The sequence below is a fragment of the Paraburkholderia madseniana genome (assembly GCF_009690905.1).
In the GTDB taxonomy this organism is placed as follows: Bacteria; Pseudomonadota; Gammaproteobacteria; order Burkholderiales; family Burkholderiaceae; genus Paraburkholderia; species Paraburkholderia madseniana.
Genome location: NZ_VOSW01000014.1, coordinates 89,053 through 107,977 on the forward strand (window position 1 = coordinate 89,053; position 18,925 = coordinate 107,977).

The 18,925-nt window shown below is 62.7% G+C and carries 14 protein-coding genes; 3 read left to right on the top strand and 11 right to left on the bottom strand.

Translation table 11 applies throughout. From position 1 onward, the window contains the following. The first annotated feature begins 11 nt into the window (after window positions 1–11). Both FSO04_RS09830 and FSO04_RS09835 read left to right on the top strand, forming a co-directional pair. Complete coding sequence (locus FSO04_RS09830) at window positions 12–1,505, top strand: O-antigen ligase family protein (protein WP_154559506.1); 1,494 nt, start codon at window positions 12–14, stop codon at window positions 1,503–1,505. After that, window positions 1,502–2,719 (top strand): glycosyltransferase, encoded by a 1,218-nt coding sequence (locus FSO04_RS09835; protein ID WP_154559507.1) that lies wholly within the window; start codon window positions 1,502–1,504, stop codon window positions 2,717–2,719. The genes FSO04_RS09830 and FSO04_RS09835 overlap by 4 nt, the downstream gene beginning before the upstream one ends. A 51-nt stretch (window positions 2,720–2,770) precedes the next feature. On the opposite strand, the gene FSO04_RS09840 is transcribed toward FSO04_RS09835, so the two are convergent. Together FSO04_RS09840 and FSO04_RS09845 are read right to left on the bottom strand one after the other, a co-directional pair. After that, complete coding sequence (locus tag FSO04_RS09840; protein WP_154559508.1) at window positions 2,771–4,513, bottom strand: FAD-dependent oxidoreductase; 1,743 nt, start codon at window positions 4,511–4,513, stop codon at window positions 2,771–2,773. Window positions 4,514–4,742: 229 nt separating this feature from the next. Then, entirely contained in the window at window positions 4,743–5,363 is a 621-nt protein-coding gene (locus FSO04_RS09845; protein ID WP_154559509.1) for a DapH/DapD/GlmU-related protein, read from the bottom strand. Between the two features lie 176 nt (window positions 5,364–5,539). On the opposite strand from FSO04_RS09845, the gene FSO04_RS09850 reads away from it, so the two are divergent. Continuing rightward, window positions 5,540–6,037 (top strand): hypothetical protein, encoded by a 498-nt coding sequence (locus FSO04_RS09850; protein WP_154559510.1) that lies wholly within the window; start codon window positions 5,540–5,542, stop codon window positions 6,035–6,037. Window positions 6,038–6,068: 31 nt separating this feature from the next. Here the strand turns inward: FSO04_RS09850 and FSO04_RS09855 are convergent, their stop codons facing one another. The 9 genes from FSO04_RS09855 to FSO04_RS09895 all read right to left on the bottom strand — a co-directional run bounded on the left by FSO04_RS09855 (window position 6,069) and on the right by FSO04_RS09895 (window position 18,513). After that, entirely contained in the window at window positions 6,069–7,421 is a 1,353-nt protein-coding gene (locus tag FSO04_RS09855; RefSeq protein WP_154559511.1) for a glycosyltransferase WbuB, read from the bottom strand. A gap of 55 nt (window positions 7,422–7,476) precedes the next feature. Continuing rightward, window positions 7,477–8,619: a glycosyltransferase family 4 protein gene (locus FSO04_RS09860; RefSeq protein WP_154559512.1), complete on the bottom strand. Its 1,143-nt coding sequence runs from the start codon at window positions 8,617–8,619 to the stop codon at window positions 7,477–7,479. Window positions 8,620–8,731: 112 nt separating this feature from the next. Continuing rightward, window positions 8,732–9,691, bottom strand: a complete 960-nt coding sequence (locus tag FSO04_RS09865) for a GDP-L-fucose synthase family protein (RefSeq protein WP_154559513.1) — start codon at window positions 9,689–9,691, stop codon at window positions 8,732–8,734. A gap of 5 nt (window positions 9,692–9,696) precedes the next feature. Continuing rightward, entirely contained in the window at window positions 9,697–10,815 is a 1,119-nt protein-coding gene (gene gmd / locus FSO04_RS09870) for a GDP-mannose 4,6-dehydratase (RefSeq protein WP_154559514.1), read from the bottom strand. An 80-nt stretch (window positions 10,816–10,895) separates the two neighbouring features. Continuing rightward, window positions 10,896–13,130 carry a polysaccharide biosynthesis tyrosine autokinase gene (locus tag FSO04_RS09875; protein ID WP_154559515.1) on the bottom strand — a complete coding sequence of 745 codons (2,235 nt, stop codon included), beginning with the start codon at window positions 13,128–13,130 and terminating at the stop codon, window positions 10,896–10,898. Window positions 13,131–13,179: 49 nt separating this feature from the next. Further along, the gene (locus FSO04_RS09880; protein WP_154559516.1) at window positions 13,180–14,319 is read right to left on the bottom strand and encodes a polysaccharide biosynthesis/export family protein; all 1,140 of its coding nucleotides are present in this window, start codon (window positions 14,317–14,319) and stop codon (window positions 13,180–13,182) included. A gap of 73 nt (window positions 14,320–14,392) precedes the next feature. Beyond that, on the bottom strand, window positions 14,393–15,778 hold the full coding sequence (locus tag FSO04_RS09885; protein ID WP_154559517.1) for an undecaprenyl-phosphate glucose phosphotransferase: 1,386 nt from the start codon (window positions 15,776–15,778) through the stop codon (window positions 14,393–14,395). A 56-nt stretch (window positions 15,779–15,834) separates the two neighbouring features. After that, window positions 15,835–17,424 carry a sugar phosphate nucleotidyltransferase gene (locus tag FSO04_RS09890; protein WP_154559518.1) on the bottom strand — a complete coding sequence of 530 codons (1,590 nt, stop codon included), beginning with the start codon at window positions 17,422–17,424 and terminating at the stop codon, window positions 15,835–15,837. A 102-nt stretch (window positions 17,425–17,526) separates the two neighbouring features. Then, window positions 17,527–18,513, bottom strand: coding sequence for a helix-turn-helix domain-containing protein (locus FSO04_RS09895; RefSeq protein WP_154559532.1), 987 nt, complete (start codon window positions 18,511–18,513; stop codon window positions 17,527–17,529). Window positions 18,514–18,925 lie beyond the last annotated feature (412 nt).

An 18,925-nucleotide genomic window follows, 5' to 3' on the forward strand; every position in this document is an offset into this window, starting at 1 on the left:
AGGGATCAGCAATGCGCCATCAGTATGCGACGCTCTGGATATGGTTATTTCTGTTACCGCTTGCACTGGACTATAAAGCGCCCGACGCCAACGTAGGCCACTTTATCCAGTTCGTTTTCGTCATCCCCGTGATCGCCGCGGGACTCGCTCTCGCGCTGATCGCGCCGCGCTTTCACAACGGCTCGCGGCTGCGCTCGGTGATCACCTTCAGCGTGCTGCTGTGCGTGCTCGGCAGCATCGTCGCCCAGTTTGTTCAGGATAACGACACCGGCAACTATCTGCGCGTTCTCCTACCGTTCGTGCTGTTTCTGCTGGGCTACCTCGTGGCCTGCCGTCCGTGGAGCGAATACAGAATCTCGCAGTTCGAGAAAGCCCTGTTCGTTTCCAACGTGATCTGTCTCCTGTTCACCTTCGCCTATGGCCTCGCCACGAGCGGCGACCTCGAAGATGCGCGCTTTCGTATCATCTCCGTGACGTTGCTGGGGCTACAAGCCGTGCTACTGCACGAATTCGTCGTCGCCAGACGCTTTTCGTTTTTCACCATCGCGGTGTTCGCGGTCAGCGTGATCGTCGAGTTGCTGAGCGTGACGCGCAGTTTGATGATCGGCACGGTCTTCCTGTTCCTGTTCGCGATGGCACTGAGCGCACCGTCGATCCAGCTTGTCTGGCGCACGGCCGCCCGCAGCGTAATGACCGGCGCGGTACTGGCCGGCGTGGTAGGCATCGTGGCAGTCACTTTCCCGACCGTCACCGAACACTGGACGCAGCGCATTTTCGCGTCCGAGGAAACCGTCACCGGCAAGGATCCAACCACGATCACCCGTCTCGCCGAGATGCGCGATCAGTACGACCAGGTGACGGCGTCGCCGGAAACGCTGCTGTTCGGCGAAGGCTACGGGCACTACTACCGTTATTCCCCCGTTTACCTGCCGGACCTTGCCGGCCAGATCAGCGAGAAAGACTTCTACGCGATCAACGAATGGCCGGCGGGCCATAATTTCTGGGTCTATCAGCTCTTCGCGGGCGGACTGCTGTTCGGCATCGCCATGCCTTTGGCGACCCTGGCCGCGCTGGCAATCTGCTTTTTCTCGTACCGCTACTGGCGCGTGGTGGTTCCCGACGCGCCCATGCTTCCGGTATTAGGCCGCGCCATCATGCTGTTCGCCGCGCTGCCGGCTACGTCGATCGGTGGCAATCCGCTCGGGCCGCGTTTCTCCGGACTGATATTCGGCGTTGCCCTCGGCCTGATGATCGCCACGCACGCGCGATTGCAGCGCGCACTGCCAGCGCGGATGAAACGCCCAGCTACGCCCCCGCATTTGCACCCAGCCGCCATGCCTGAATTGCCGGGCAGGATCCAGCCCGGCATGGGTCGCGCGGATCTCGCGACGACCCTCGGCATCTCGCACGCGGCAAGCACCGCACCCGGCGCCGGCCAGTTCGGCGCCCTCGTGTCGCGCCCCACGTCGACGCAAAACGCCAATCGACGGAATATCGTCCGATGAAAATTCTCCATTTGCTTGCAAGCGTCGATCCCCGCGCGGGCGGCCCGGTTGAAGGCGTTCGCCGCAGCGGCGCGGCGATGCAGGACGCCGGGCACGAAATCGAAGTGGCCACCTGCGATGCGCCCGGCGACGCCTACCTCGCGTCCTTTCCGTTTCCGGTCCACGCATTCGGCCCCGTCAACAGCCGCTATAGCTACAGCGCGCCACTCGCGCCGTGGCTCGCCGGCAACGCGAAGCGCTTCGACGCGGTCATCGTGCACGGCTTGTGGCAGTACCACGGCTTCGCGGCATGGAAAGCGCTGCGCCAAAGCGACGTGCCCTACTACGTGTACGTACATGGCATGCTCGACCCCTGGTTCAAACAGGCTTACCCGCTCAAGCATCTGAAGAAGTGGTTGTACTGGCCGTGGGCCGAATACCGGGTACTGCGCGATGCACGCGCCGTCATCTTTACGACGGAGGAAGAACGTGCGCGCGCCCGTCAATCGTTCTGGCTGTACCGGGCGCATGAGCGGATCGTGCCGTACGGCGCGACCGTGCCGCCGCTCGACATAGAGCCTCTGCGCGAAGCGTTCCTGCAAGCCGTGCCCGGCTTGCGCGGCAAACGCATCGTGCTGTTTCTCGGCCGCGTGCACGCGAAGAAAGGCTGTGATCTGCTGATCGATGCGTTTGCGCGTATCGCCGGCCGCGACCCGTCGCTGCATCTCATGATTGCGGGTCCCGACGAGACCGGCTGGGTGGCCAGCTTGCGCGCCCAGGCTCAGGCAGCCGGCATCGCGCACCGCCTCAGCCTGCCGGGCATGCTGCAAGGTGATCTCAAGTGGGGCGCGTTCCATGCAAGCGACGTGTTCGTTCTGCCCTCGCATCAGGAGAACTTCGGCGTAGCGGTTGCCGAAGCGCTCGGCTGCGGACTGCCGGCGCTGATCTCCGACAAGGTCAACGTGTGGCGCGAGATCGAAGCGGACGGCGCGGGAATGGTGGCTGCCGACACAGTAGACGGTACGGAAAAGAATCTCGTGCGCTGGCTCGAGCTCGACGACACCGCACGCGCCGCCATGCGCGCTCAGGCAACTCGCACTTTCGAAGCACGCTTCCGGGTCGAAACCATGGTCAGCGCGTTGACCGCGCTGCTGGAAACGAAAGGCAGCATCGGCGAAACGCGCGAAAACACGCTCTCCACGCTGCGCGAAGCCACGACTCAACCGAGCCGGTGACGTTGGGATAACAGCGCGCGCCACGAGGCGCGCACTGTCACCGGTTGTTCTTCACTGCTCCTTCATCAACGGCGTCAAGGTCGAGGCTGCGATCGGCAGGGTTTCGACTTGAGGCTGCTGCGTCTGGACCGACATCAGGGAACTGTTGGCGGCGTCGCCCCGCGTATCGCCGACGATATCCGGGACATCGAGTTGCCGCACCAGATGACCCGCAAGACGTAGCGCAAGCGCGGCGATCGTGATGGTCGGAAAGTTGGCGCCGACTGTTGGAAAGACCGAGCTGCCCGCCACATAAAAATTGCTCATCCCATGCACCTTGCAATCGCGATCGACCACGCCTTCACGTGGCGAATCGTGCATGCGCGTGGTGCCCATGTGATGCCACGTGCCCTCCAGCTTCGCCGGCCAGCTACGGCCTTCGAGCGGCGCGTCGAGTTCGACGTCCGCGATGCCCGCCATCTGCAACTCCTGCGCGAGCAACGCGAAGGTTTTGTCGAAGGTGCGTTGCACCTGTTCGCCCAGACGCCACTCCACCTTCACCCGCGGCATGCCGAACCGGTCGCGTTTATCGGCCGACAACGTGACCCGGCTATCGGGGTCGGGCACCGCTTCGACGATCGCCTGCAAGGTCACATCGGTGATCAACGCCGGCCATTGCAAAAGCCGCGTCAAACCGTAGCCCACGGTGTGCAGCGGATGCGCGATCATCGTGGCGATATCGGTTTTCAGGCTGCGGCCCGGCTGGTCCTTCTGCAACAGCGCTTCCTTGCAGTGGATCAGGGCCTCGGATCCTGCCGTTCCTTCACCGTACCAGCGCGAATAAAGCCACACGCGCGAGTTCAGCAGCTTCTCGCGCTCCATCAACTCCTGCTTCGGCGCGAACTGTGAGGAGATCTTCGTGCCGTGCGCGGACACCGCGGCATTCTGATAGTGATACTTGATGTCATACAGCTTATTGCGCGCGTTGCCCGGACGAAAACGCACCTTGCCGGACATCATCCGCGGATGATCCATGAAGTAACGGCCCACCAGATCGTTGGCATTGCCGAGTCCCGCCGCCTGCACGTTGTTCGAAGCGAGTAGAAGCCGCGCATTCTCGATGCCGCCCGTGGCGAGCACGAAAATCCTCGCGGTCACCGTCATTTTTCGTCCACTGATGGTCGCCACCTGAAGCCGCGCAACAGACGTGCCCTCAGCATCGGCGTCGATATTGTGCACATTCGCATGCAGAAACACGCGCACCCGCGCCGAACGCGACAGCTCGTCGCGATAGGCCTTGCCGAAACGCACAGGAGGGCTGAATTGCGCGACGGTATCGCGCATATCGCCGGTCGCAAGCGGTATGCGGCGCACGTCATGGCGCCCGATCTCGCGCTCCCAGTAGGCGGGGTCGAAATTCTGCGGGCCGAGCTTCAGCAGTTCATGCGTACGCGCGTAGTACGGCGCCAGTTCGTCGAGACCGAACGGCCAGCCGCTGTGCGGGATCCAGTCGCGCTTGTCGAAGTCCCACGGATCGAGCGGACGGCACCAGCCGCCCCAGCAGTTGCTGCTGCCGCCGAAGTAACGGCTGCGCGAGCCGTCCGCGAACGAATAGGGAAGCCCGGCGTTCTCGCCGCGATAGAGGTCGCGGGTTTCGTCATCCGGCCCGAAGCCCCCGCTTTCGAGCATGCAGGTGTCGACCCCCGCCCTCGACATCTCCAGCGCAAGCGTAATCCCGGCGACCCCTCCGCCAATGATGCAGACCGTCGTTTCAATGACCGTGTTGTGTTCAACAGTGCGAGTATCGATGAACATCCCTACTCCCCATCTTCTTCATGCATGTCTGAGTGCGTCAAACCGGCTACTCATCCAACCGGGGCTGGCAAGCAAACCACGCACACGTCGTTGCCGAACGCATCATCGGCGTCGCCGCAGGTGTCGATCAAGGGCATCGATCGACAATCCGATTGCGGTCGCCGACATTCCGGCTTGTCAACGACCTGGCCTCCTCAGCGTATAAACGCTGCGGTTCTCTCTCTGTGCTTCAGGTCACGGAATCGAAGCGGTTCCGGATAAAACGACATGGATTGCCGCCATACACGCCCTCTGGATCGAGCGAACGATGCACGACGGACAAGGGTGTCACCACGGCGGACCGGCCGATCGTCACACCCATCTGCACAACGCATTTCGACGTGATCCAGACGCCGTCCTCGATGACGATCGGCGCGACGTGCAGATCCATCGTCGTGCTCATATCGTGAGAGCCGGCACTGAGGAACGTCCCTTGGGAAATGCAGACATTCGAGCCGATGCGGATCTGCGCCTGGTTGTAGATCCAGACGTCGACGCCGAACCAGCAGTTATCCCCCACCTCCAGGTTCCACGGCGATTTCACGCGCAATGGATGCACGAAGCGGCAACCCGTGCCGATCTTCGCGCCGAACAGGCGTAACAACGCAACCCTGACCGACGAGAGCGGCAGCAGCTTGTTGTTGATCACGCAGGCTTCAACAACAAACCAGATGAGCTCGATCAGGGCACCGCGCTTCGCGCGATAGTTCCCCTTTCCAGCCAGACTGAGATCGATGACACGGCCATCCTCGCGAACGCCTTCGACTTCCGGCATACGCCCGATCTGCGGATCGTCGGCGGCGTTACCCATCAGATTTCTCCAAACCACGAACGGGAATCGACATACCCCTGCGTCACACTCACATTATGTTGCGACTCCTTACTGAAGCCTGCTTCATGGCCGTACGAGCAAGCGTTTTGGCGGCTGCACGCGTACTGGTTGGCGCACGATAGCGCTATTGCGACCGCATCTTCCTGGGGCATGCGATGACCATCTCGTTTCGGCACATAACACCCCCGCTGGTTCTCGCCATCGCGACCTATGCCGTACCGGCGCTCGCGCAGAACGCAGCAGCGCCCGCGCCCGCTGCGCCGGCCCTTGCCGCTACGGCTGCGACCAGCTACGGCACCCCCGCCCCCGCAGCGCGCGCCAACCCGGGTGCGGCGCATCGCAACAGCGAAGCGCAGTTGCTCGGCGCCCCACGCGACTACGGCTCGCCAGACGCGCAGCAAGGCAATACCGCCGACGCCCAGCAGGCGGCCCTGCTCGACGAACAACGCATGACGGTGCTGGGCGGAGCGCAGCCTGCCGTGCGCAAGCAGCCCAACAAGGCGCAGGCCGCCGGCAACGGCAAGCTGCGCGCGGCCGGTCAGCCAGGCGGTCCGAACGCGGCCGCCCGTCTGATGCCCGATGGCGCCGCGAAAACCACTTACGCCGATCCGTTCGATGCGGGCAAGCACGCCGTCTACAAATCCCCGTGGTGATATCGCATTCATGAGATGGCCGCGTACCGGATCAATCCGGCGCGGCTTCCTCCGTTGTAGCCGGCTTGCGCCGCCGGGTCGGGGAGGTTGAAGACCTCGGAACACCGAAATACGGCGTCTCCCCATTTGCATGCGTGCCACTTAAGCCACGTGAACCACGCGCGCCATGAACCAGCGTCGCGAGCCGCGCTTCGAACGTGCCGATCGTCGACTCCGGCGATAGCGCGCGCTCCGCATAATTGCGGGCAGCCTTACCCAGCGCCGCACGGCGTTCGGGATCTCTTGCCAGTACCGTGATCGCCGCCGCCAAAGCCTTGACGTTATCCGGCGGCACGATCACGCCGCGCGGTGCCACCGCGTCGTAGAGACCCGTGCCGCGCCGCGCCATGGCCACCACCGCGCGCCCGCTTGCGAACATGCCGGTGAGCTTCGAGGGCATCACCAGATCCGCCGCATCGCCGCGTTGCGGCAGGACATGAATGTCGGCGAGATTGAGCAGTTCGTTCAGACGTTCCATGGGTTGCAGCGGAATGAACACGCAGTTCGTCAATCCTGCGCAGCGCTGGAGCAAACTCTCTTTCGCCGCGCCGCTGCCGCAGAAAACGAAGGTGAGGTCGGTACGTGCGGTGAGCGATGCCGCCGCATCGGCGAGCGTTTCGATGCCCTGTTTCGCGCCCATGTTGCCCGAGTACAGCACCACTTTCTGGCCGGCCGGAATGCCCAACAGGCGCCGGTAGTCGCTCGCGCGCGTCAGCGGAAAGATGGTCGACACGTCGACCCAGTTGGGCAGGCACACGACCCGCGAAGGCTCGACGCCCTTGACCGCCGCGCGCAAACCCATCTGCGGCGTAATCGACGATACGGTATCGAAGCGGCGCAGCAGTGTGCTTTCGATCCAGCGCGCCACGCGCGCTGCGAGCGAGCTTTTCAGAAGACCCAGATCGAAAGCGGCATCGACCTCGAAGTCCTGAATATGCAGCCACGCACTCGCGCCCGCGAGACGCGCGAGCGCCAGCGTAGCGGGCGCGCACATCAGGGTCGGCGCGATCAGCATCGCGGCATCGGGGCGCCATAGCACCTGCCGGGCGAGCAGCGGCAACGAACTCGCCGCGAAGCTCGCCAGATGCAGCATCCGCTTCAGCCCGCTCGGGCGCGCCGGCACCCACAGCGGCGCGCGCCAGATCGTCACACCGTCGCGCGTTTCGCGCTGATACCGCCATGACACATAGTTCGCCGCCACGCGCCACTCAGGGTAATAAGGCGGCGCGCACACCACGCGAACCTCGTGGCCGCGTCTGGCCAGAAGCACAGCCATTTCCGCGGTGTACTTACCCACCCCCGTCAGTTCAGGCGCGTAATTGAGGCCGTAGATCAGAATCTTCATTGTGGCTGCCAGGACGGGTTAGAGCTTCGCATGCGCGACGGGGCCGTGAGGCGCCTCAGTCGCTCAGCATCAGCGCGCAGCCACGCGCGATATTGGCGGCGGCAGAAGGCGGATCGAAACGGCGAATCACATCCATGCAGCGGCGCGCCGTGCCGCCGGCGTCGGCGAATGCCTCCATCGCCTTGAGCATCGTGCGCTGCAGTCCGGCGACATCGCCCGCCGTGAATGCATAGCCGCTCACGCCATCGATCACCAGTTCCGGCACACAGCCGCAACTCTCGCTGACCACCGCGGGGCAACCATGCGCGAGCGCCTCGTTGACGACGAGTCCCCACGGCTCGCTATAGCTCGGCAGCACCATGCAGGTCGCGCCGTAGTATTCGCGGGTGAGCGGTTCGTCCTGCAAACTGCCGGCGAAAGCTACCGCGTCGCCCAGTTCGAGATCGGCCACCTTCGCGTGCAGCGCGTCCGCCATCGGTCCCGTGCCCACAATGCGCAACTTCGCCGCCGGAATGCGGCGCCGCAAGCCGGCGAACGCCTCGATCAGCGTGCCGATGCCCTTCTCTTCTGAGAGACGGCCCACGTACAGAAACACCGGCGGATTGCCGGCGCGCGCCGCAACCCGCTCGACCAGCGCGCGCTCCGGTGCAAACGATCCAGGCATTGCCGCGGCCTGGCACGGCACGAAAATCTTGTCGCGCTTCGCGCCGAGTGACTCCAGATACTCGCGGCTACGTTCACCGAAACCGAAATAGCCGTCGCAGAGCGAAAAGAACACACGCTTCGGAATCGACGTCAGCAGTTTTTTGGGCCGGTCACGCGCGGTCGAATCGCAGAACACCGCGCGCCGCTTGCCGGTCACGATGCACGCCGCCAGCATCGCCCAGTATTCCGGACGGTGGTAACCCGGCAGGACGATCAGATCCGACTTGGTCCGCAACACTTCCCAGGTGAGCCGCGCGATCATCTTCAACGTCGGCACATCTTCGTAGCAACCGTCGAACAGCTTGTGCATCGGATAGCGATGGTACGAATAGTCGACGTCCGAAAAACCAATACGGTCGTGCTCCGTATCCGCAATCTGCACCATCGAGTAGCGAATCGCGCCGGATGCCGAGATGTTATGCAAGGCGGAGAACACGACACCCTTGTGACGCGACCATACGACGTTGTGGAAGATCGTGACTGACGCAGTCATTTTTATGCCACTCCTCGAAAATCGTCCCTGTGTGCGTTGCACGCTATTCGTGCGAACGCTCCACGCGCTCCCTCATTGCCGGAATCGCGCCCAGCAGCCCTTCAATGCGCGCCTAAACGTGCATGACGGCGGCGGCGGTCGAGCCGGCGTGTAATTCAACGAATTCCCGATACGTGGACGTGATGCCCTCTTCGAGGCCGATGGTCGCGTGCCAACCCATTTGCGCGAGCCGCGAGACGTCCAGCAGCTTGCGCGGTGTGCCGTCGGGTTTGGACGCGTCGAACACGAGCTCACCCTCGAAGCCGGCCACCTTGCAGATACATTCGGCCAGTTCGCGAATCGACAGGTCTTCACCCACCCCGACGTTGAACAGGCCTTCTGTCACGTTGTGTTCGAGCACGAAGAGCGTGGCCGCGGCGAGATCGTCGACGTGCAGAAACTCGCGGCGTGGCGTGCCCGAGCCCCACACCGTCAAGGTCGCGGAGCCGTCCACCTTCGCTTCGTGCGCCTTCCTGAGCAGAGCCGGCAAAACATGGCTGCTGTTCAGGTCGTAGTTGTCGTTGGGGCCGTACAGATTGGTCGGCATCAACGAGACGTACTGTGTGTTGTATTCGCGGTTGTATGCCTCGCACAGCTTGAGGCCGGCGATCTTCGCAATCGCGTAGGCGTCGTTGGTTGGTTCGAGCGGCGAGGTCAACAGATACTCCTCGCGGATCGGCTGCGGACATTGCTTCGGATAAATGCACGACGAACCGAAGAACACCAGCCGCTCCACCTGCGCGCGATACGCGGCGTGAATCACGTTGGTTTCGATCACCAGATTTTCATAGATGAACTCGCCCGGCTGCGACGCATTGGCGAGAATGCCGCCCACGCGCGCGGCTGCGAGCAGCACCACGTCGATCTTTTCCCGCTCGAAGAAGCCGTTCACAGCGGTCTGATCCGTGAGGTCGAGTTCCGCCCTCGAACGTGTGACGACGTTTTGATAGCCCTCGGCATTGAGCCGCCGGACCAGCGCGGAGCCGACCATGCCACGGTGGCCCGCCACGAAGATGCGTGCTTGTTTGTTCATCGCCGTTACTCGTGATGTTCCAGCGCCGTGAAACCGGCCAGCGTGACAAGCGCGTCACGTCTCGCAATCTGATAGTCCGAGCGCACCATTTCCTTGACGAGCGCGCTGAACGGCGTAGTCGGCTTCCAGCCGAGCTGCGCATGGGCTTTCGACGGATCGCCCAGCAGCGTCTCGACTTCGGCAGGCCGGAAGTAGCGCGGATCGACACGCACGATCACATCGCCGGGCGACATCTTGATTTCGCGCCCTTCCACCTTGTCGACAATGCCGACTTCATCCACACCGGAGCCTTCGAAACGCACCGTGACGCCCAACTCGGCGGCGGCATGCTGAACGAACTCGCGCACGCTGTACTGCACGCCAGTGGCGATGACGTAATCCTCCGGCCGTTCCTGCTGCAGCATGCGCCATTGCATCTCGACGTAGTCGCGCGCATGGCCCCAGTCGCGCAACGCCGACAGATTGCCGAGATACAAGGTCTTCTGCATGCCCACCGCGATGCGCGCCACGGCGCGCGTGATCTTGCGCGTCACGAAGGTCTCGCCACGCACCGGCGATTCGTGATTGAACAGAATCCCGTTGCAGGCATAGAGCCCATACGCCTCGCGGTAATTGACCGTGGTCCAGTACGCAAACAGCTTGGCGACCGCATACGGGCTGCGCGGATAGAACGGCGTGGTCTCGGACTGCGGCACCTGTTGCACGAGGCCGTACAGTTCCGAGGTCGAGGCCTGATAGAAACGCGTCTTGTGCTGAAGCCCCAGAATGCGGATCGCTTCGAGAATCCGCAACGCGCCGAGGCCGTCCGCGTTAGCGGTGTATTCTGGTTCCTCGAACGAAACCGCCACGTGGCTCTGCGCCGCGAGGTTATAGATCTCATCGGGCTCCACACGCTGAATCACGCGCAGGATGCTAGTCGAGTCGGTCAGGTCGGCGTGATGCAGGAAGAGTCGCTGGTCCGGGTCGTGCGGGTCGCGATAGAGATGATCGATCCGGTCCGTATTGAACAGCGATGACCTGCGTTTGATGCCGTGTACGTCGTAACCCTTGGCGAGCAGCAGCTCGGCGAGATACGACCCGTCCTGTCCAGTAATGCCGGTGATCAGCGCGACCTTGCGTTTCATGAACCCCTCCCCTCGTTGAACTTTGAGATCCCAGTGCAACACCACGATCGAATGGCCGGCCCCGTCATGGGGCCGCCATTTCAACCCGCAATGCTGTCGTATCCGTAATAACCGCCTTGATAGCCGGAACCGAGGAATGCCCCTTCCTGAGGCACATCGGTCAACAGCACGCCTTTGAGCGATACGCCGCCGTTGAGCAGCCGCTTGGCCGTCTCGGCAATCTCGTTCAGCGGATGGCGGCCGTGGCGCACCACCAGCAGCGTCGTGCCGGCGTACTTGCCGATCACCGTCGAGTCGGTCACGGCAAGCACCGGCGGTGTGTCGACGATCACGATGTCGTAGTGCGACTTCAACTCGTCGAGCATCGTTTGGAAACGCTTGCTCATCAGCAATTCAGACGGATGCGAGGGCAGCGTGCCCTTGGCGAGCACGTCGAGTCCGGGCAGCACGTCGCGCTGGACCATCGACGCGAGATCGCCACCGCTCAGCACGTCCGAGAGCCCCGGCTGATGGGCGATGCCGAAATGCGAATGGACGTCGCCGCGCCGCATGTCGCCGTCGATAATCAGCACCCGCTTGTTCGCCGACGCCACCAGCGCCGCCAGATTCACCGACAGGAACGACTTGCCGGTGTCGGGCCGCGAACCCGTGATCATCACGACGTTGTTCTCGGCGTGATCGAGCGACAACTGCAACGAGGTCCGCAGATTGCGCACGCCTTCCACGGCGATGTCTTCCGGCGCCTGCTGCGCGAGGACATGCAGCCCGCGCCGGCGCAGCATGACGTTTTCCTGCAAACGCAACTGAGTCTGGCTGCGCGGCACGATCGCGAACACCGGCACGCCGAGCACCGCTTCGAGTTCGTCCGGACGTTCCACGCCGCCGTACATCGCGCGCTTGAAGAAGGTCAGCATGATGCCGATCAGCAAGCCGCCGCCGAGCGAGATCAGGATCGCCAGCACGCGTTTCGGGCGCACCGGCTCGTCAGGCGTTTCGGCGAAGTCCACCACCCGCACGTTGCCCACCTGGCCGGCTTTCGCCACCCGGAGTTGCTGCGCGCTGTTCAACAGATTGGTATAGAGCTCCGTATCGACGTGCACGTCGCGCAGCAGGCGCAACGCGGTCTGCTCGGTATCCGGCATCACGGCCACGCTGCGGTTCATGGTGGCCGCCGCGCCCTGCAACGCCGCGATCTGTGCATCGAGCGCGGCTACCGCCGGGTGATTCGCCGTGAAGCGCTGCGACATCTCCGCGCGTTGCTGCTGCAGATCGAGCAGCTTCGTCTTGTTGTCCACGACCTGTTGGAGCAACAGGCGGCTTTCTTCACCGAGATCGACCGTGCCGTGCGCGTTGCGGAATTTGTTGTAGCGTTGCTCGGCGTCGTCGAGTTCCTTGCGCAAGCCGGGCAGTTGCTGGTCGAGGAAGGCCAGCATGTGCTCCGCTTCGGTCGAACGGCTTTCCACGTCCTGACGCACGAATTCGCGCGCCATGCTGTTGACGATCGCCGCGGTCAGCGCGGGGTCGCCGCCTTCGAGGCTCGTGCGGATCACACCGGACTGCAGCGTGGTTTCGGCCACCACGAGCGCCTTTTGCAAGCGGTCCACGGTGCCCAGCGTCGAGGCGCGCTGCAGTTCGAAACGCGCGCCAGGCTCGCCGACCAGCTTGTCGACACGCAACGCGATCGGGCCGTCGGCGGTGTCGGTTTCCACGGTCTCGCCGACGCGGCCGGAGAGAATCGCGATACCGTTCTTGTCGCGCAGCACGTACGAACCCCCATCGCCCGCAATCAGCGTGAAGGACGTGTCGTAAAAGTCCTTCGACGTGTCGAAGCGCGACACGGCAATGCTCTCGTTACCCCATGCGAAGCCCGACAGGTTGATGAAAGAAGGCAACTTGAAGCCCCAATGTCCGTTCACCAGGCCCGCGATCATCCCGCCGATAAACGGCAGATAACGCGGCGAAGCTGAAATGTCGAGGTGCAGGTTCTTGACCGTTTCCTCGGTGACGAGACGCGACTTCAGCAACTCGATCTCCGCCGCCGTCGAGGGCTTGGTGTCGAACATGCCGGTGAGCGGCGGCAAGGAATCCTTGCCGTTCGCGTTGGCGTTGGCCGTCTTGTCCTCGACGTGGAACAGCACATCCGCGCGATAGGTCGGCGGCGCAAGGAACGCATACGCGCACCCCAGCGCGAGTGCGATCAGCGTCACCGTCACGATCGTGCGCCAACCTCTCACGATCGTGCGCAGATAGTCCGACAGGTGCAGCTCGTCCGGTCCGGACACGTCGGTATAGCGGTTTTCGAAATTAATTGCCATTTTGTTCACCCAACAAAGCCCGGCGGTTCAAGGTCACGTTGCACGGTTGTTATTTCGCAAGAACGGCACCCGTTACAGCCGCATTGATCGCCGGCAGCAGCAGGTTCAGCACACGGTTGAAGCGGACCAGTCCGCCTTGACCGACATACACGACGTCCTTCGGTTGAAGCTCGAACTGATTGGCGAGGATCATGGACACCGGCGAGGTCGCATCGAGGTGATAGACCTGCGGTGATTCGCTGGTCGAATTGCGGATCACGAACAACTGTCTGGCTGCCGCCGTGTTCGAGTCGAAGCTGCCGCTGTCGGAAATAGCCTGCGAAAGCGTCAGCGTGCCGTTGCGCATCGGCAGGATGGTCGCCGGCTTGTTGACCTCGCCCATCACATACACGCCGCTGTCTTCGCGCGAAGCCACCCGCACGATGTCGCCGGCCTGGAGGTAGATGTCCGACGGATTGCGGCCGCGCTTGATCAGGTCGTCCACGTTGAGCGGATATGTCACGCCGTTGCGGATCAGCTCAACGCGGCTGCGATCCGCATTTGCGCTGAAGCCGCCGCCCTGGTTGATCACGCTCGTCAACGACAACGGAATGTCGGTGACCGACTGCGCGCCAGGGGTGCGTACTTCACCGTCGACATAGACCTGCGCGTTCCGGAACGAGGCCACCCGCACCGTCACCTCAGGCTTCTGATACACGTTGCTCAGGCGCTTGTGCAGCTCCTTCTGGATCGCCCCGACGTCTTTGCCGGCCACGTGCACCGTGCCTGCATAGGGAAACTGCACGTCGCCGTTTTCGTCGATCAGAAAACCGGGCGCGGCATCCGTCGTCTTTGCATTCTGCGCGGGCTGGCCTAGCGCGGCGGCGAGTTCCGGGTGATCCCACACGACGATCTGCAGCACGTCGCCCGGGCCGACCTTGTATGCGGTCGGTTTGCCGAACAGCGCCGTCGTCTCCGGCGGCAGCGCCGCGGACGTCCGCGTCGTGTTCATCTTGCGCAGCAGCGCGAGGTTGATATCGGTAATCGGAATCTGCTGTTGCTGCGATGCTTCCGTGCTGTAGTCCCCACCCGTGTCCTGAACCGCGGCTGGGGTAATCATCTGTTGACCCGGTACGATTCCGCATCCGGAAAGCAGTGCTGTAACTGTGAAAATCACGAGACTTCCCGTGCGTATGCCAAGCGAGCTCATGGTGTTTCCTCCTTGCGCCAGGGACTGTCCTCGGGGGAGGTAGCGCCCAGCGTGCTTGTTAACTACTTAGTACTCAGTAGGCGTTTCGATGCGCCAGTCCGGCAACGATCGTCGCGCCGATAATCCGCATGTCGAGTGCGAACGACCAATGCCCCAGGTAGTACAGGTCATGTTCGACGCGACGCTCCATCTTCTCGATGCGGTCGGTTTCGCCACGAAAGCCGTTGATCTGCGCCCAGCCTGTAATGCCCGGCTTGATCCGATAGCGATTGATGTAGCCGGCAACCACTTTCTGATAGAGGTCGTCGTGCTCGAGTGCATGGGGACGCGGTCCGACGACCGACATGTCGCCACGCAACACGTTGAAGAATTGCGGCAGTTCGTCGAGGCTCGTGCGGCGCAGAAATGCGCCGACGCGCGTAACGCGCGGATCGTCGCGCGTCGCCTGTTTGAGCGTGCCCTTCGGCTCGTGATGCAGTCGCATCGAGCGGAATTTGTAGATCGTGAATACGCGGCCGTCCGCGCCTTTACGCTTCTGCTTGAAGAGAACCGGGCCGCGCGACGAGAGCTTCACCGCGATCGCAATGGCGAGCAGGATCGGTGCGAGGCCGATCAACGCCGTGGCGGCGAACAGACGGTCGAAGATTTCCTTTTTCAGCATCGAACTGGCCGACAGCGGCGAGGCGACCAGGTTGATCGCCGGCACGCCGAGCAGATCGATCACGCCGCTGCCATCGAACAATGCAATGCTGCGCACGTCCGGCATGAAGCGGATATTCACCAGATCGTCGCGAAACTCGCTGATCAGTTTGCAGATCAGGGGCTCTTCGGCGAGCGACAACATCAGCCACAGCTCGTGCACATCGTTGCTGCGAATGTAGTCGGCAAGCGCATCCACCGTCTCGCAGACAGGGACCCGCGTGCTGGTCACAGCGGACACGTCAGGGCGCGTGTTGTAGACGGCTGTCGCGCGAAAGCCTGTGCCGGGCGCCGAATCGATCCTGCGGATGATCGCGTCGCACTGCGAGCCGCTGCCGACGATCGCGACCTGATGCAGATTCAGACCGGCACTGCGCGCACGCGCCAGCACCGCATGCGTGATCAGCCGGTAAGCGATCAGCAGGCCGCCCGTCACCGCGGTCCAATACGAGAACCACAGCCGCGAGACGAAGTCGATGCGGTGCAGCGAATACATCAGCACCAGCGCACTGCCCTGCACCATCAACCAGGCGAGCGACACCTGCCCGGCCAGCGAGAGCTTGGAGCGGCCGCGCCATGATTCATACACACCGAACGCTGGAAAGATTGCCAGCGCAAAGGCGGCGGAAAACATCACGAGCGCCCAATAGAACCCGGATTGAGCGAGGTAATCAAAGCGAATCTGCGACGCCACCGCCGCACCCACTAGTACCAACGCGACATCGAAAACTCGCGCGAGCAAATCCTGAAACTTGCGCATTTTGCTTACCTCGTTCTTGCCGTTCGTTCTTTTCCGCACATGATTCCGGGGCGCTGTTAGGAGCAGCGGCCGTAGTTGTCGTTGAACCTCACAATGTCGTCTTCACCAAGATAGGTGCCTGACTGGATTTCAATGATTTCGAGCGGTACTTTCCCCGGGTTTTCGAGCCGGTGACGTGTACCGAGCGGAATGTAGGTCGATTCGTTTTCGCTCAGCAGGAACTGCTCTTCGCCGCGCGTGACGAGCGCCGTGCCACGCACGACGACCCAGTGTTCGGCACGGTGGTGATGCAGTTGCAGCGAAAGTTTCGCGCCCGGCGTGACGACGATGCGCTTCACCTGGAAGCGTTCGCCGTGGTCGATGGAATCGTAGAAACCCCACGGGCGCCGCACCTTGCGATGCGCATCGGCCTCGGGTGCGTGTTGCGCCTTGATGCGCGACACCAGGCCCTTGACGTCCTGCACGTGCGAGCGGTCGACCACCAGCACGGCGTCGGCCGTTTCGACGACCACGACATTGGTCGTGCCGACACAGGCGACGAGCCGTCCTTCGGAATGGGCATAACTCGACACCGCGCCTTCGAACGTCACGCGGCCGCGCCCGGCGTTGCCGTTGGCGTCCTTATCCATTGCGGCCCAGACGGCGTCCCAGGAACCGAGATCCGACCAGCCCGCATCGAGCCGCACGACGACGCCGGAGGGATTCGCGCCGGACTCCTGCGGGTCGGTGACGTGGGTCGCGGCCGTTTCATCCGTGACGCTCGCGTCACTCGCATCGTCCACATCAGTGAGACGCTCCATCACGGCATAGTCGATCGAGTCAGCGGGCGAACTCAGGAAAGCGTCCACCAGCGGACGGAAATACGCGCCTTCGGTGCGGCCGTTCGCGAATGCGCGTTCGCAGGCCGCGTGCATCTCAGGCTGCAGACGTTTCAGCGTATCGAGCCACACACGTGCCCGCACGACGAAGATCCCGGCGTTCCACCAATACGTGCCCGCAGCGACGTACTGCGCGGCAATTTCCTCGGCGGGCTTCTCGACAAAGCCGTCGATCGCATGACCGCCGTCGGGCAATTCCGCACCGATGCGGATATAGCCGAAGCCCGTATCGGGGCGAGTCGGCGGCACGCCCAGCGTCGCGATCGAACCCCGTTCCGCGTACCTGGCCGCACGTTCCAGCGCGCCTTGCAACGCAGGCACATCCGCAATCGAATGGTCGGCCGGCATCACGATGAGAATCGCGTCGTTGCCGTCCGCGCACGCGAGCGACGCGGCGAGCGTCAACGCCGGCGCCGTATCGCGCCGCGCAGGCTCGACGATCAGACGCGCGTCCACGCCGTTTTCCAGAAGCTGCTCGGAGATCACAAACCGGTGTTCTTCGCCGCACACGATGATCGGCGACACGTCCACGTTCCAGCCGGCGGGAAAGCCGTCCATACGCCGCGCGGTCGCCTGCAGCAGCGAGTCGGAACCGACCACGTCGATCAGTTGCTTCGGAAAGTTTTCGCGCGACACCGGCCACAGCCGCGTGCCCGAGCCACCCGCAAGAATGACCGGGACGATGCGCGCGCAACGCGCACCGGCGGTCCCGGCACTGGCGCCGTCCGGGTTCGCCGACGCAGCGCTCACAAATCCCTTAGTCAACATATTCGGAATCCTTATAATTCTTTGAGGTCAAGGAAATACTTACCGAAGCACGGTACGAAACGACTGCGTGTTGGGCGCGCTCAGCGCGGTTCGCGGCGCGCGCTATCCGCCGACCATGCGGCGGCTTTGAATCCGGAACTCAGTCGGGGAAATCCTCATCCGCTTGCGGAAGACCTTCGCGAGGCGGTCACCGTTACCCATGCCGGTGCGCCGGGCAATCTTGTCCACCGGCAATTCCGACTCGGTCAGCAGGCTGCAGGTCACCGCAAGGCGCTCATGCAACAGGAAACTCGAGGGCGTGATGCCCATTTCCATCTTGAAGCGGCGCAGGAAGTTGCGCTCGCTCATCGCGGCGAACTGAGCCGCATCGGCAATCGAAATCGATTGCTGGCAATTCTCTTGCAGCCAGCGGGCCGCCGCGCGCACTTTGTCGCCGGGGCTCAAACCGCCGTCTTCACCAAGCAGCGGTGCGAGGTTCGAGCACGAATCGGCAAGCAGACGCTCGGCCACCGTGCGGGCGGTCGCGCCGCCGAGATCGCGCTTGATCATGGCGAGCGCGCTTCTCATCGATTCAAGCCGGTCACCCGCATCGCCGTTCTGCTCGGTCTGGCGCGAAGACATCGACTGCGGCTGGTGGAATTCGGCGCTTTCCTTGATGTCCGGCACATAAGCCGCCTCGAGCAGCGCGCGCCCTTCCGCGATCGGCCGGATCATGCCGGTGTTGCGGCGCACGCGCCGTAACCAGGCGATCAGCCGCTCGTCGCCGGCTGCGGCGAAAGCGCCTTTGCCACCGGCTACATACAACGCGTCGAAGCCGCCGTAATGCCGCGCGTCGAGCCCGTCGGTCCAGACCCGCAGTGCCGATGACGAGGTCACCATGCCGCCGTCGGCCGACAGGAAGGAAACGTCATACAACCAGCCACCCGAGCCGGACGATGCCAGTTCGTTGGCAGCCTGAAACACCTCGGCAACCACGCCCGCGCCCTGCAGCGAGCAGTCGTTGAACATCAGGATTGCGATGCGACGCATACCTTTGTTCGGTGCGTGCACCCAGCGCAGCATTGCAGACTCGAGACTCGCGCAGGTCATAGTCATCCTCTCAACAGAATACGGATCTACTTTTCAACCTTGAACGCCTACACAGACGAATGTTCTGTGCAGTGCATCATAGTCATCCCCAATCAAGCATTTAGCCGCCATGACCGAAAGTGCAGACATGTTGGCGTTTCGATATGGTGGCCAGCCAGTGATTTTCGGAACAAGCACTCCACTACTATTTTTTCAATGAATTAAAAGCCGATTCTGCATATGAATGAATTCACATTCTGCGAATCTTAATGCTAATTTAATGTGATTTTTTGTGCGTTGACGCACATACAATCGCTACTCGAAATGCTTGAGTTGCAATTTGATCCGCCCATCATTTCGCGGATTTGAAGTGACTTCTTTCCATCACGTCGTCAGAATGAGCGCAGCCGCCTTGCTTGCACCACTCATTGCT